General features: G+C 52.5%; 11 protein-coding genes and 1 tRNA gene. 5 read left to right on the forward strand and 7 right to left on the reverse strand.

Annotation, left to right across the window (positions count from 1 at the left end; all coding sequences use genetic code 11):
* Window positions 1–63 precede the first annotated feature (63 nt).
* The 5 genes from proX (at window position 64) to emrB (ending at window position 6,154) form a co-directional block, all read left to right on the forward strand.
* Complete coding sequence (proX, locus tag WFN75_RS20610; protein WP_046886117.1) at window positions 64–1,059, forward strand: glycine betaine/L-proline ABC transporter substrate-binding protein ProX; 996 nt, start codon at window positions 64–66, stop codon at window positions 1,057–1,059.
* 172 nt (window positions 1,060–1,231) lie between these two features.
* Window positions 1,232–2,416 carry an MFS transporter gene (locus WFN75_RS20615; RefSeq protein WP_040074303.1) on the forward strand — a complete coding sequence of 395 codons (1,185 nt, stop codon included), beginning with the start codon at window positions 1,232–1,234 and terminating at the stop codon, window positions 2,414–2,416.
* 344 nt (window positions 2,417–2,760) lie between these two features.
* Window positions 2,761–3,291 (forward strand): transcriptional repressor MprA, encoded by a 531-nt coding sequence (mprA, locus tag WFN75_RS20620; protein ID WP_040074301.1) that lies wholly within the window; start codon window positions 2,761–2,763, stop codon window positions 3,289–3,291.
* A gap of 126 nt (window positions 3,292–3,417) precedes the next feature.
* Window positions 3,418–4,590 (forward strand): multidrug efflux MFS transporter periplasmic adaptor subunit EmrA, encoded by a 1,173-nt coding sequence (emrA, locus tag WFN75_RS20625; RefSeq protein ID WP_207292279.1) that lies wholly within the window; start codon window positions 3,418–3,420, stop codon window positions 4,588–4,590.
* Window positions 4,591–4,606: 16 nt separating this feature from the next.
* Window positions 4,607–6,154 carry a multidrug efflux MFS transporter permease subunit EmrB gene (gene emrB / locus WFN75_RS20630; protein ID WP_040074298.1) on the forward strand — a complete coding sequence of 516 codons (1,548 nt, stop codon included), beginning with the start codon at window positions 4,607–4,609 and terminating at the stop codon, window positions 6,152–6,154.
* Window positions 6,155–6,205: 51 nt separating this feature from the next.
* Here emrB and WFN75_RS20635 read toward each other — a convergent pair whose 3' ends face one another.
* The 7 genes from WFN75_RS20635 to WFN75_RS20665 all read right to left on the reverse strand — a co-directional run bounded on the left by WFN75_RS20635 (window position 6,206) and on the right by WFN75_RS20665 (window position 13,990).
* Window positions 6,206–9,508 (reverse strand): FKBP-type peptidyl-prolyl cis-trans isomerase N-terminal domain-containing protein, encoded by a 3,303-nt coding sequence (locus WFN75_RS20635; RefSeq protein WP_336996744.1) that lies wholly within the window; start codon window positions 9,506–9,508, stop codon window positions 6,206–6,208.
* A 221-nt stretch (window positions 9,509–9,729) separates the two neighbouring features.
* Window positions 9,730–10,095 (reverse strand): hypothetical protein, encoded by a 366-nt coding sequence (locus WFN75_RS20640; protein WP_046886120.1) that lies wholly within the window; start codon window positions 10,093–10,095, stop codon window positions 9,730–9,732.
* Between the two features lie 238 nt (window positions 10,096–10,333).
* Window positions 10,334–10,849 carry an S-ribosylhomocysteine lyase gene (gene luxS, locus WFN75_RS20645; RefSeq protein WP_040074294.1) on the reverse strand — a complete coding sequence of 172 codons (516 nt, stop codon included), beginning with the start codon at window positions 10,847–10,849 and terminating at the stop codon, window positions 10,334–10,336.
* A gap of 151 nt (window positions 10,850–11,000) precedes the next feature.
* Window positions 11,001–12,545, reverse strand: a complete 1,545-nt coding sequence (gene gshA, locus WFN75_RS20650) for a glutamate--cysteine ligase (protein WP_207292282.1) — start codon at window positions 12,543–12,545, stop codon at window positions 11,001–11,003.
* A 71-nt stretch (window positions 12,546–12,616) separates the two neighbouring features.
* Complete coding sequence (locus WFN75_RS20655; RefSeq protein ID WP_046886122.1) at window positions 12,617–13,045, reverse strand: YqaA family protein; 429 nt, start codon at window positions 13,043–13,045, stop codon at window positions 12,617–12,619.
* Window positions 13,042–13,608 carry a fructose-1-phosphate/6-phosphogluconate phosphatase gene (yqaB, locus tag WFN75_RS20660; protein ID WP_046886123.1) on the reverse strand — a complete coding sequence of 189 codons (567 nt, stop codon included), beginning with the start codon at window positions 13,606–13,608 and terminating at the stop codon, window positions 13,042–13,044. The genes WFN75_RS20655 and yqaB overlap by 4 nt, the downstream gene beginning before the upstream one ends.
* Window positions 13,609–13,913: 305 nt before the next feature.
* Window positions 13,914–13,990 (reverse strand) — tRNA-Arg (locus WFN75_RS20665).
* Window positions 13,991–14,163 lie beyond the last annotated feature (173 nt).

Below are 14,163 nucleotides of genomic sequence, written 5' to 3' on the forward strand. Positions count from 1 at the left end.
TTGTTGCCCGGCGGCATCTCTCTGCCGGGCCAGCAGCACCCCTCCAAAAACGAAGGAACAACGATGCGACATAACATTTTATTTGCCACAGCGTTTGCCACCCTTGTCTCTACCAGCGCATACGCCGCTGACCTGCCAGGCAAAGGCATTACCGTTCAACCGGTTCAGAGCACCATTTCGGAAGAGAGCTTCCAGACCCTTATCGTCAGCCGCGCGCTGGAAAAACTCGGCTACACCGTTAATAAGCCGAGCGAAGTGGATTACAACGTGGGCTACACCTCGATCGCCTCCGGTGATGCAACCTTTACCGCCGTAAACTGGCAGCCGCTGCATGATGATATGTATGCTGCTGCGGGCGGCGAGAAAAAATTCTACCGTGAAGGGACGTTTGTCACCGGTGCAGCGCAAGGTTACCTGATTGACAAAAAAACGGCGGATAAGTACCACATCACCAATATTGAACAGCTGAAAGATCCGAAGATCGCCAAACTGTTTGATACCAACGGTGATGGCAAAGCGGACATGATGGGCTGCTCACCGGGCTGGGGCTGCGAAGCGGTTATTAACCACCAGAACAAAGCCTTCGACCTGGAGAAAACCGTCGAGGTAAGCCACGGCAACTACTCCGCAATGATGGCCGATACCATCGCCCGCTTCAAAGAGGGCAAGCCTATCATCTATTACACCTGGACCCCGTACTGGGTCAGCGATGTGATGAAACCGGGTAAAGACGTGGTGTGGCTGCAGGTACCGTTCTCCTCCCTGCCCGGCGAGCAGAAAGATATCGACACTAAACTGCCAAACGGTATGAACTATGGTTTCCCGGTGAATACCATGCACATCGTGGCTAACAAGGCCTGGGCTGAAAAGAACCCGGCTGCGGCGAAGCTGTTCTCGGTCATGAAGTTGCCGCTGGCAGACATCAATGCTCAGAATGCGATGATGCACGCAGGAAAATCCTCAGAAGCCGACGTTCAAGGCCATGTTGATGGCTGGATTAAAGCCCACCAGCAGCAGTTTGATGGCTGGGTGAAAGAGGCACTGGCCGCGCAGAAGTAACTTCCCTCCCCCACCCTCTCCCTCCGGGAGAGGGTGTTTGAATTCCCTCACCCTCCTGGTCAGGGAAAGTCAAAGCGCACAATCCATCACGTAACAATTCCCCAACATTCACATTCATCCGTTATTATGGTTTCCGAATCGATAATCACTTAACTAATGATTTCAGACCATAATGACCAAAACTTCTCAAGGACTTAGCCCGGCACTGATCTTACTGATGTCAGTCGCAACGGGTCTGGCTGTCGCCAGCAACTACTACGCGCAACCTCTGCTCGATACCATCGCCCGCGCCTTTAACCTTTCGGCGAGCTCTGCGGGTTTTATCGTGACCGCCGCCCAGCTCGGCTATGCCGCCGGCCTGCTGTTGCTCGTTCCGCTTGGGGATATGTTTGAACGCCGCTCCCTGATCGTTTTCATGACCCTGCTCGCCGCAGGCGGAATGCTGATCACCGCCAGCAGCCAGTCGCTGAGCATGATGATCCTCGGCACCGCCCTGACCGGGTTATTCTCGGTCGTGGCGCAGATCCTCGTCCCGCTGGCCGCTACCCTCGCAGCCCCGGAAAAACGCGGCAAAGTGGTGGGTACCATCATGAGTGGCCTGCTGCTGGGCATTTTGCTGGCGCGTACCGTGGCGGGATTACTGGCCAGTCTCGGTGGCTGGCGCACGGTGTACTGGGTGGCAAGCGTATTAATGGTGATCATGGCCATCGCCCTCTGGCGCGGCTTGCCAAAAGTGAAGCAGGAAAACCATCTTAACTACTTCCAGCTTCTCGGCTCCGTATTCAGTCTGTTCACGCAGGATAAATTGCTGCGTACCCGCGCCCTGCTGGGCTGCTTCACCTTTGCAAATTTCAGTATTCTCTGGACCTCCATGGCCTTCCTGCTGGCCTCTCCCCCGTTCAACTATTCCGAAGGGGTAATTGGCCTGTTTGGTCTGGCAGGCGCGGCGGGAGCGCTGGGCGCGCGACCTGCAGGTGGCCTGGCAGACAAGGGCAAATCACACCTCACCACATCAGCCAGTTTGGTTCTGCTGCTGCTCTCCTGGTCAGCCATCTGGTATGGGCATCTCTCAGTACTGTCGCTGATTGTTGGTATTCTGGTGCTGGATCTCACCGTGCAGGGCGTGCATATCACCAACCAGACGGTCATCTATCGCGTGAAGCCGGATGCCCGTAACCGTCTGACCGCCGGATACATGACCAGCTACTTCATTGGCGGCGCGGCGGGGTCGCTGATCTCTGCCTCGGCGTGGCAACATGCGGGCTGGGCTGGGGTGTGCCTGGTGGGTAGCGTGATGGCACTTCTGAACCTGCTTGTCTGGTGGCGCGGTTATCATCGCCAGGAGGCAATTACTTAAGCTTTACATTGCTTTGGGGCTTCTCTGGGTGCAAGAAGCCCCGCAGTCTGTTAAGGTGGCGGAAACATTTATCCCTGAAATTTTAATGTGGGTGATATATTTACGAACCGCATGAATAACCAGCCCATCGCACCTTCTTCGACATTTCACGCTGTTTCAGATCACCCAATCCTCTTTTCTCTGGGCACCCGCCCGACCGTCTCTTTAAACACCGGGACACGGATTCACCCGGCACTTTATGGCAGTGACATAAGCTTTGCGGATTTTAACCGCACAAATAATTCATTTACATTATTTGTCACTGTCGTTACTATATCGGCTGTAATTAATGAGGTTATGCCCAAATGGATAGTTCGTTTACGCCCATTGAACAAATGCTTAAATTTCGCGCCAGTCGTCATGAGGATTTCCCGTATCAGGAGATTCTGCTGACCCGTCTCTGCATGCACATGCAGGGCAAATTGCTGGATAACCGCAATAAGATGCTGAAAGCTCAAGGGATTAACGAGACGTTATTTATGGCGTTGATTACGCTGGAGTCTCAGGAAAATCACAGTATTCAGCCTTCCGAACTGAGTTGCGCGCTGGGTTCATCCCGCACCAATGCAACCCGTATCGCTGATGAGCTGGAAAAACGCGGCTGGATCGAACGCCGTGAAAGCGACAACGATCGTCGTTGCCTGCATTTGCAATTGACCGACAAAGGTCACGCATTCCTGCGTGAGGTATTACCGCCTCAGCACAATTGTCTGCACCAACTCTGGTCTGCTCTTAGCACCTCCGAGCGCGACCAGCTTGAGCACATCACTCGCAAGCTCCTCACCCGTCTGGATCAGATGGATGAAGACGGTGTCATTCTTGAGGCACTGCGCTAACGCGACGACTCGCTCGACAATCCAGATTTATAAGAAAACCGACAGGCCAGCACGTCATACTGCTGGCCTTTCTGATAACAGGTCGGCACAGCCGATGTGAAAATAAAAAGATCGTGGAGAACAACAATGAGCGCAAATGCGGAGAATACCCCCCCGCAGCAACCAGCCAGTAAGAAAGGCAAGCGTAAAAGTGCCCTTCTTCTGCTGACCTTGCTCTTTATTATTATTGCCGTGGCATATGGGATCTATTGGTTTTTAGTACTGCGTCATTTTGAGGAGACGGATGATGCGTACGTGGCAGGGAACCAGGTACAAATTATGGCGCAGGTGTCTGGCAGCGTGACGAAAGTCTGGGCTGACAACACCGACTTTGTGCAGAAAGGCGACGTGCTGGTCACGCTCGACCCGACCGATGCGCAGCAGGCGTTTGAAAAAGCGCAGACCGAGCTTGCCTCGAGCGTGCGTCAAACGCGCCAGCAGATGATTAACAGTAAGCAACTTCTGGCCAGCATTGAGGTGCAGAAAACTGCCCTGGCGCAGGCGCAGAGTGATTTCAAGCGTCGTGTTCCGCTTGGCACCGCCAACCTGATTGGACGTGAAGAACTGCAGCACGCCCGTGATGCAGTGGCCAGCGCCCAGGCGCAGCTTGACGTCTCTATTCAGCAGTACAACGCCAATCAGGCGATGATACTGAATACCACGCTGGATCAACAGCCGGCGGTTAAACAGGCCGCCACGGAAGTGCGTAACGCCTGGCTGGCGCTGGAGCGTACCAAAATCGTCAGCCCGATGACCGGCTACGTTTCTCGTCGTTCCGTTCAACCCGGCGCGCAGATCAGCACCACAACACCGCTGATGGCCGTGGTTCCGGCGACGCACCTGTGGGTCGATGCCAACTTTAAAGAGACTCAGCTGGCGCATATGCGTATTGGCCAGACCGCGACCGTGGTGAGCGATATCTACGGCGACGAGGTGAAGTACACCGGTAAAGTGGTGGGTCTGGATATGGGGACCGGCAGTGCGTTCTCCTTGCTGCCTGCGCAGAATGCGACGGGCAACTGGATCAAAGTGGTTCAGCGTCTGCCGGTACGTATCGAGCTGGATGAGAAACAGCTGGCGGATCATCCCCTGCGTATTGGACTTTCGACCCTCGTGACCGTTGATACGACCGATCGTGACGGACATATGCTGGCAAACCAGGTACGCACTAACCCGGCGTATGAAAGTAATGCCCGTGAAATCAGCCTTGAGCCTGTGAACAAGCTGATTAATGACATCGTGAAGGCGAACGCCGGTTAATCCGAAGGTGAGCGTTATGCAGCAGCAAAAACCGCAAAAACCACTGGAGGGGGCGCAACTGGTCATTATGACCATTGCGCTGTCGCTGGCGACGTTCATGCAGGTGCTGGACTCCACCATTGCAAACGTGGCGATCCCCACCATCGCCGGCAACCTGGGCTCGTCGCTGAGCCAGGGAACCTGGGTCATCACCTCGTTCGGGGTAGCGAACGCTATCTCGATCCCCATTACTGGCTGGCTGGCAAAGCGCGTCGGTGAAGTGAAGCTGTTCCTCTGGTCCACCATCGCATTTGTGATTGCCTCCTGGGCCTGTGGTGTCTCAAGCAGCCTGAATATGCTGATCTTCTTCCGCGTATTACAAGGGATTGTTGCCGGGCCGTTGATTCCGCTGTCGCAAAGTTTGCTCCTGAGCAACTATCCGCCAGCGAAGCGATCTGTTGCTCTGGCGCTGTGGTCAATGACGGTGATCGTTGCGCCGATTTGCGGCCCTATCCTCGGCGGCTTTATCAGTGATAACTACCACTGGGGCTGGATCTTCTTCATCAACGTCCCGATCGGCGCCATTGTGGTGCTGTTAACGTTACAGTCACTGCGCGGTCGGGAAACCCGTACTGAACAGCGGCGTATTGATGGCGTGGGGCTGGCGTTACTGGTTCTGGGTATCGGTAGTCTGCAAATCATGCTCGACCGCGGTAAAGAGCTGGACTGGTTTGCCTCTCAGGAGATCATCGTCCTGACCGTGGTGGCGGTGGTGGCGTTAAGCTTCCTGATTGTCTGGGAGTTGACCGATGAAAACCCGATAGTCGACTTGTCGCTATTCAAATCGCGAAACTTTACCATCGGCTGCTTATGTATCAGCCTGGCCTATATGCTCTACTTCGGCGCGATCGTTCTGTTGCCGCAGCTACTACAGGAAGTGTACGGCTACACGGCCACCTGGGCAGGCCTGGCCTCGGCGCCCGTTGGGGTCATTCCGGTGCTGTTATCGCCAATTATTGGTCGCTTTGCCCATAAGCTGGATATGCGTCGGCTTGTGACGTTCAGCTTTATTATGTACGCGGTCTGTTTCTACTGGCGTGCGTATACCTTCGAACCAGGAATGGACTTTGGTGCCTCTGCGTGGCCACAGTTTATTCAGGGCTTCGCGGTTGCGTGCTTCTTCATGCCACTGACTACCATTACGCTCTCCGGCTTGCCGCCCGAGCGCCTGGCTGCGGCATCAAGCCTGTCGAACTTCACCCGTACGCTGGCTGGCTCCATTGGTACGTCGATTACGACCACTCTGTGGACTAACCGGGAATCGATGCACCATGCGCAGCTTACCGAATCGGTGAACCCGTATAACCCGAACGCGCAAGAGATGTATAGTCAGCTGCAGGGTATGGGGATGACCGATCAGCAGGCCTCCGGCTGGATTGCCCAGCAAATTACCAACCAGGGACTGATTATTTCGGCTAACGAGATTTTCTGGATGTCTGCGGGGGTATTTATTGTCTTGCTGGGGCTGGTATGGTTTGCGAAGCCGCCGTTTGGTGCAGGCGGTGGTGGCGGAGGCGCCCACTAAGCGCGTCATCAAAACAAAAACGGATCTGCATGCAGATCCGTTTTTTTATGCCTATTTAATGCCGATGATCTTCACCGTAATGATGGAGACCGTGCCCGGCGGTACAAGCCCTGGCACGCCCTGTTCACCGTAAGCCTGCTTAGCGGGGATGATGATTTTGGCTTCACCGCCGAGACCAAGTTTGGTGACCACCAACCGGAACAGCGGTGGCAGGTCTTGCACGCGGCTGGCGCGCACCTCTTTACTGGACATCACTTTACCCGTGCCCAGTACTTCATCAAGCTCGGTAATAATATTGCTCTGCCCATTAACCAGTGGTGCTTCACCCTGCTTGATGACACGGTAAATCGAACCATCTGCCGTTTTTACAGCGCCTTTTTCTTTTGCCGCCTTGCTGAGGATCGCTTTACTCTGTTTTTCGTTTTCAGAGAGCGTAGACGCCAGCTGTTTCTGCTGCTGTTTATCCAGCGTGGTCAGTTCTTTCGTGATCTTCGCCACCGGGAGTTGCAGCTGGTTATTCACCTTATCGTTGAACCCCTGGGTGAACGCTTTCAGATCGAACTTCTTGCCCAGATCGGTCATTTTTATTTTTTCACGATCGGCGGCCTGACCATACCAGCTGCCAATGGCATAGCTGGTTTGGGTATCTTTTGCTGCACTGGTATCAACTTTAACGCGCGGCTGTCCGCTAACAGGCTTCGTCTCTTTCGCTGCCTTTTCGCTGGCTGCCTGTTCCGTCTTCAGCTTCTCATTAAGGTTCGTCAGTTCGGTAAGAGAAGCGGCCTGCGCTTTCAATTTCTCATTCAGCGCGGCATTTTCTTTGTTAACAGACTCCAGCTTCTTACTCAGTTCGGCAGCCGCCTTGTCGTTGCCGACCACATTTTTTTGTACGGATATCAGCGATTCCTGAGAAGCGATGACCCGCTTCGCATCTTCCAGCTGGCTGAGCGTGATGTCAGATTTCAGCTGCATATTTTTTAATGCGGTCTCCTGCTCCGCCAGCTTCGCGGCAACAGTCTGCTTCTGCGTGGTGAGGCCGGAAAGCTGTTGTTCACCCGCCTGTAGCTTCGCTTTGAGATCCTCAACCTGTCTGGAAAGATGGGCTGAGAGCGTATTCGCGCTCGCCAGCTTTTGAGCCAGCTCGCTGCTTTTTTGATCCGCAGTGAGACGGGTGGCTTTAAGCGCGGCCAGCTCATCTTCCAGCGTTTTTTTCTGCGCTTTAAGATCGTTCAGTGTTTTATTAAGCGCTTCGCCCTGAGTGGTAAAGGTCGTTTCAGTCGTCTGCTTTTGCGCTTTCAGATCGGCAAGCTGCTTTTCCAGCAGCTGCGATTTTGCTTTTAACGCTTTTGCCTCTTCATCCATTTGCGTGGCGCGCGCCGTCGCACTGGCTAACTGCTGTGTAAGCTGTAAGCTCTGCTGCTCTTTGCTGCCAGTGGTATTTTTCAGTGCAGCAAGCTGCTCATCGAGCGTTTTTTTCTGCAGCTTAAGCTCGGCGAGCTCTTTGAGCATGGAGGCACTTCTGGCTGCCATCTCGCTTTCAGCACTTTGCTTCTGGGTTTTGAGCGTAGAAAGTTCCTTTTCCATCTGCTGAGACCGGGCTTTCAGCCCTTCTGACTCTTTAGCCAACTGCGTCGTTTTCGCTGTCGCGCTGGCTAGCTGTTCCACTAGCTGAACATTTTTTTGCTGCGAACCGCTGCTGCTGTTTTTCAGGGCGGTGAGCTGATCGTCCAGCGATTTTTTCTGCGCTTTGAGGTCACTGAGCTGTCCCTCAAGCGTCGTAATTTGTGACTTGAGTTCAGCAAGTTCTTTAGTCTGAGCCCTGTCTTTGGTGGTCAGCGCAGTTTCTGCACTCTGCTTCTGCGCCTTCAGTTCGGTCAGCTGCTTTTCCAGCATCTGCACTTTTGACTTCAGGGTGGCAGACTCCTCCATGGTACGCGCAACGCGCGCTTTTTCTGCAGCAAACTGTTCTGCCAGTTGCGCACTTTTCTGGTCCTTATTGCCACTGGCGCTGACCAGCGCGGCGAGTTGATCGTCTACATTTTTTTTCTGGAGCTTGAGATCGGCAAGATCTTTGATCAACGTCGTGGTCCGGGTCGCCAGCTCATTATCCGCGGCCTGTTTCGCTATTTTGAGCTCAGAAAGTTGCTTTTCCAGAAGCGCTACTTTTGATTTCAGGGCTGCGGACTCTTCAGTCGTCTTTGCAGCACGCGCTTTTTCGGCGGCTAACTGCTCTGCCAGCTCTGTGTTTTTTTTCTGCGAACCAGTACTGGTCGTGTTCAGAGCGATAAGGCGTGCATCCAGCGCCTCTTTCTGAAGTTTGAGTTCGGCAAGCTCTTTGACAAGGGCCGCGCTTTTGGTCGCCAGTTCGCTATCCGCGGCCTGTTTGCCTTTTTTCAGTTCGGCGAGCTGTTTTTCCAGAAGCTGTACTTTTGACTTCAGGGCGTCAGACGCTTCGGCCATTTGGGTGGAACGCGCTTTCTCTGCGGCTAACTGCTCTACCAGCGCTGCGCTTTTTTTCTGTGCGCCACTGCTGTCAGTTTTCAGGGCCGCAAGCTGACCGTCCAGCGCTTCTTTCTGAAGCTTAAGGTCACTGAGTTCTTTAATCAGGGCCGTGCTTTTGGTCGCCAGCTCGGTATCCGTAGCTTGCTTCTGTACTTTCAGTTCTGAAAGCTGCTGTTCCTGACGCTGCAATTTTTCCTTCAGCGCGGCTGACTCTTCAGACGTGCGAGTCACGCGCGCTTTCTCAGCGGCAAGCTGTTCTGCCAGCTCTGCGCTCTTCTGCTGCGTGTTGCCACTGGCGGCTTTAAGAGAGGCGTACTGCTCTTCCAGAGTCTTGTTCTGGCTTTTCAGTTCGGCGAGTGCTTTGTTTAACGCCACGCTCTGGGCCATAGCAGCTGCCAGCTGTTCTGATTGCTGGGTGTTCTTTTGCGCTGTTTCGCCGCTGCGCGTCTCCAGACCAGAGAGTTTTGCTTCCAGCGCCTGTTTCTGCTCACGAAGGGCGATTAGCTCTTTATTCAGCGCATCGCTTTTTGCGTTTGCCTGGTTAAGCTGTTCAGTAAATTGCTGGTTCTTTTGTTTATCTCGTGAAGCGCTATTTGGAAGCGTGGCTGCAAGACTGTCCAGGGCTAACTGTTGTGCATTACCCACCGGCTGCTGCTTCAGCTTTGTAAGTGACTGCTCATGCGCCTGCACACGTTTTTTTTCATTAGCCAGCGCCTGTTCCAGAGTCGATTTTTCACGCTCAATCTCCTGGAGGGAGTGGCCTAATCCTGTGATGGTGGCGTTCGCTTTACGGAGTTCTTCGGTCAGCCCGGCCACTTTTTTACGCCAGGTTGAACTGTCTTGCGAAGCCACAGGCAACGGCTTTGCCTGTGGCTTCGCTGGACGAGGGACGGTTTTTACCGGCGGGGATTCAGGAACTGCAGCCGAGCCCTCAGTAGAACTAAAAGGGCTCGTGGGATCGTTGCCGATGATTTTTTCGTTACTTAACTGTTCGAGCAGGTCGGTATTAGCTGAATAACTACTCCCACTGGATAAAAGCAATCCACAATAAAGAGTAGCAGTCACGTATTTTTTCATAGATTATTCATTTCGTTCGCGCGTTTCATCATATTGGAATAAACGCTGTTTTTTATTCTGACGCAAACTAACGAGATCTTCTTATTAATTTCCGTCAGCATAACTTCTGAGGCATTGGCATCAACCAAAGATTTGTTTGTTTCATAAATTTTGTAGTTTTTGTTAATGTTTTCGAACTGTTTACGGTAGCCTTCATAAGCCGCAGGATCCAGCTTCTGGAGCGCGGAGAACTCCTGGTAGCACTGCACCTCCTGCTTACGCGCTTCAGGCTCTTTCGCAATAGGGGTGGTATTAACGGTGCTGCATGCAGATAAAATAAATGCGGAAATTAGCACTGCTGAGCCTGAAACATAACTTTTCATAAATTCCTCTAAATAAACATTAATTTGCGACAATCGGGTCCGATATTATTAATACAACAGATAGTTTAAGACAACTTAATGTTAGAATTTTATTGGTCAGCCGCAAACCGACCTCAATAGTAAAACACTACGGGCACAATTCACATTACTGAAGAATTTTTTAGGATTTAATAAAGGGAATAATGACAGGATGTAATAATAAGAACCGGCACCTCATGAAAAAGTGCCGGTGTGATCGCTAGATATGCAGTTCTTGCAGTTTTTCTTTCGGCAGGGCAAGTTCATCGTTGCTGTTTACGCGTACGTCACGTTCGATGATGTGGCGTGCAATCTCTTGCGCCTCTTCCAGCGAGTGCATCTGATATGTTCCGCACTGGTAAACATTCAGTTCCGGAATTTGGTTCTGTTCTTTTACTTTCAACACGTCGGCCATTGCCGCTTTCCAGGCATCCGCTACGCGGCTCTCTTCCGGTTGGCCGATCAAACTCATATAGAAACCGGTACGGCAACCCATCGGGGAGATATCGATAATCTCAACGCCGTTGCCGTTCAGGTGATCGCGCATAAAACCTGCAAACAGGTGCTCAAGGGTATGAATACCGCGCTCCGGCATCACTTCTTTGTTTGGCACGCAGAAACGCAGGTCAAATACGGTGATTGTGTCGCCGTGCGGGGTATTCATGGTCTTCGCAACACGTACAGCAGGCGCTTCCATACGGGTATGGTCGACAGTAAAGCTATCTAATAACGGCATACGTCACCTCCGAAAGTGATTTTTTTAAAATTAATTGAACTCTTCGTTTCAACGCGAGTCTGAGTATATGAAAGACGCGCATTTGTTATCATCATCCCTGTTCTTCAGAGATGTAAGTTTGGCCACAGCGATGTGGCCTTTTTCTTTTCTGTCAGCTGTTCTTCGCCAGAAACGCTGCAAATGGCTCAGTATCTGCCGCTTCAATCTCTTTCTGACGCAGTTGCGATGCTTCACGCTCCGCGATAAAGTCGGCTTCGCTTATCACTTCCAGCGGTTCGCTTTTCAACATCTCACGATACTGCGCAGATAGCGATCGGCCTGTGCCACCAATGCCTTCATCAATCATAGAACGCAAAATACGGGCTGAAAACGTCAGTTCAGGATTGTCGAAGCTCTCTACAAGCTCATCGCAAACCTGTTGATAGGCTTCTCCGCCGTAGACGCTGTCCAGCGTCTGCGCGACGCGTTTCAGATCGCGGAACAGATCTTTCCCGACTTTCTGTAACGGGAACTGCGCCGTTTCACAGCCCATGCCTAGCGTCAGGCCCGGTTTACGCCCTTCCAGAATCACGCGGTTCCAGTTAGTGCGGGTGCAGAGCAGTTCATCAGCGCTCATCTCTGGCGCATCCGCCAGCACGCACCAGACCATGAAGAGATCGAGGAAACGGACTTGCTGCTCATCTACGCCAATTGGCGAGAAGGGATTAATATCCAGCGAACGAACTTCAATATATTCAATACCGCCACGCTGCAGCGCGTCAGAAGGTGTTTCACCACTGCGCGTTACGCGTTTAGGACGAATTGGCGCGTAGAGTTCGTTCTCAATCTGAAGAACATTGCTATTAATCTGTAGACGCTTACCGTCGCGTTCCAGCCCAATGGCTTCGTACTCTTCAGACGGGGTTTTAATCGCCCGCTTCAATCCTGCCACATACTCGGTCAGATCGTTAAACGTAATTCCGAGATTGCTTTGCGATTTATTGGTATAACCCAGGTCGCTGAGACGCAACGAGGTAGCATAAGGCAGGTAATACATACCACAATCGGTTTTTTCAAACGGCAGCGTGGTCGGTTTACCTTGCAGGAATGACGAGCAGATCGCCGGCGACGCGCCGAACAGGTAGGGGATGACCCAGCCAAAGCGATAGTAGTTACGGATAAGACGTAAATAGCCCGCGGAGATCGCCTCTTTATCTGTTTCACCACACTTCGCCTGCCAGAATGCCATCGGCAATGAGAAGTTGTAATGGACCCCAGAAATGGTCTGCATCAATGCGCCATAGCGATTTTTCAGCCCTTCACGATAGAGCGTCTTCAGGCGGCCGATATTGGAGGTGCCATATTGCGCCAGTTCAATATCCTGCCCCTGCTCAATATAGCAAGGCATACTAAGCGGCCACATCCGCTCATCACCCAGTTGACGGGCGGTGTAGCGATGAATGTCGCGCATAATCGTTAGCATATGGTCAATATCGCCATCTACTGGCGTTATGAACTCAAGCAGCGCTTCGGCGAAATCCGTGGTGATCCATTTATGGGTCAGCGCAGAGCCCAGCACTTCAGGATGGCCCGTTGTTGCAAGTGAACCATCTTCGTTTACGCGCAGCGTTTCGCGTTCAAGACCACGCTGAATACCCTTCAGAGCCTGAGGGTGGTTTTCCAGCCAGGCCAACGCCTGTGATACGTCCGGGATCAATTCGACCTCCCGCCTGTCAAAATCATTTTATTTAGCATAATTGTAATGGTTTAGGGTCACAAACAGTCCAATTAGTGCCACCACGACATGCCCTGTAAGGTTGCTACCGCCACAAGGACATAGCGTAACGCTTTACCAAGCGTTAAAAAAAAGAGCACCGGCCCCCAGGAGATGCGCATCCATCCCGCCAGCAGGCACAGCAAATCGCCTATTACAGGCATCCAGCTTAATAACAGCGTGGCAGCGCCATAGCGTTTTAGCCAGTTAACTGCCTTTTCCTGCCAGCGCGACGTTTTGCGAAGAGGAAAGAAACGCCCAAGAATAACGTTAGTCAGCCCTCCAAGGCTATTACCCATTGTTGCTATTAAGACCAGCAACCAGGGCTGACTCACGCCTGACAACAACATCGCGATCAGCACAACTTCGGAATTACCGGGCAGAAGGGTAGCGCTTAAAAAACTGCTGGCGAATAACGAAGCGAGTGACAGCAGTTCACTCACAGTCTGCGAACGTCCACTGCCGCCATGCCAGCCGCGTGCGCCGCCTGAAGACCAAAATCAGCATCTTCGAAGACAACGCATTTTTCAGGTGATACACCCATCCGTTCTGCGCAAAGCAGGAAGGTATCCGGAGCGGGTTTGTGATTCTGGACATGATCGGCAGCAACAACAGCCGTGAAATAGCGACGCAGGTCAAGATGTGCTAGTAAGGCTTCTGCCATCGCGCTTTCGCTCCCGGTGCCAACAGACATCGGACGACGGCCATACCACTCTTTGACCACGTCAATTAACGGAAGGGGACGCACGGTATCCAGCAGCATCGCTTTTACCGCGTCACTCTTTTCGCGGGCAAGTAGATACGGATCGAGATCCGCCTGATTTAATTCGATAACCGCCTGTGCGATACGCCAGGTTGGCGAACCGTTAAGCGCCACCATCGCCTGTAGATCGAAACGCATCCCGTAGCGGCCAAGAACATCATCCCAGGCTTTACGGTGAGTGGGTTCGGTATCCAGGATGGTGCCATCCATATCGAAGATCAGACCGTCATACTGTGCGTACATCGAGCTTCCGCCAAACGATTAACAAAACATTACTTTAACGTAAACAGCTGTTTTTGTCGCTGATAGTCAAAGCGTTCGCTGACGAAATGGTGAAGGAATAAACGAATGAAGGGGGATGTTCTGGGGAAACTTAGAATTAGGAAACAACAGTGTTACTGCTGTCGCAGAGAAGATGGTGCATCCGGGAGGATTACTCGGCTGCGCCTCGCCCTTCGGGCCGTTGCTGAAGCAACGTTATCCTCCCTGGTGCTTGCGATGTTTTCGCAGACCATGAAACAACAGTATTGCTGCTATCTCTGAGAAGATGGTGCATCCGGGAGGATTCGAACCTCCGACCGCTCGGTTCGTAGCCGAGTACTCTATCCAGCTGAGCTACGGATGCATCGGGATTGACTGCTGTACTGCTTGATACTACATACCGCTTTGAAAACGACATGAAGTAATAGATGGTGCATCCGGGAGGATTACTCGGCTGCGCCTCGCCCTTCGGGCCGTTGCTGAAGCAACGTTATCCTCCCTGGTGCTTGCGATGTTTTCGCAGACCATGAAACAACA

The organism is Leclercia sp. UBA7405 (genome assembly GCF_037152215.1).
GTDB lineage: Bacteria > Pseudomonadota > Gammaproteobacteria > Enterobacterales > Enterobacteriaceae > Enterobacter > Enterobacter pneumoniae.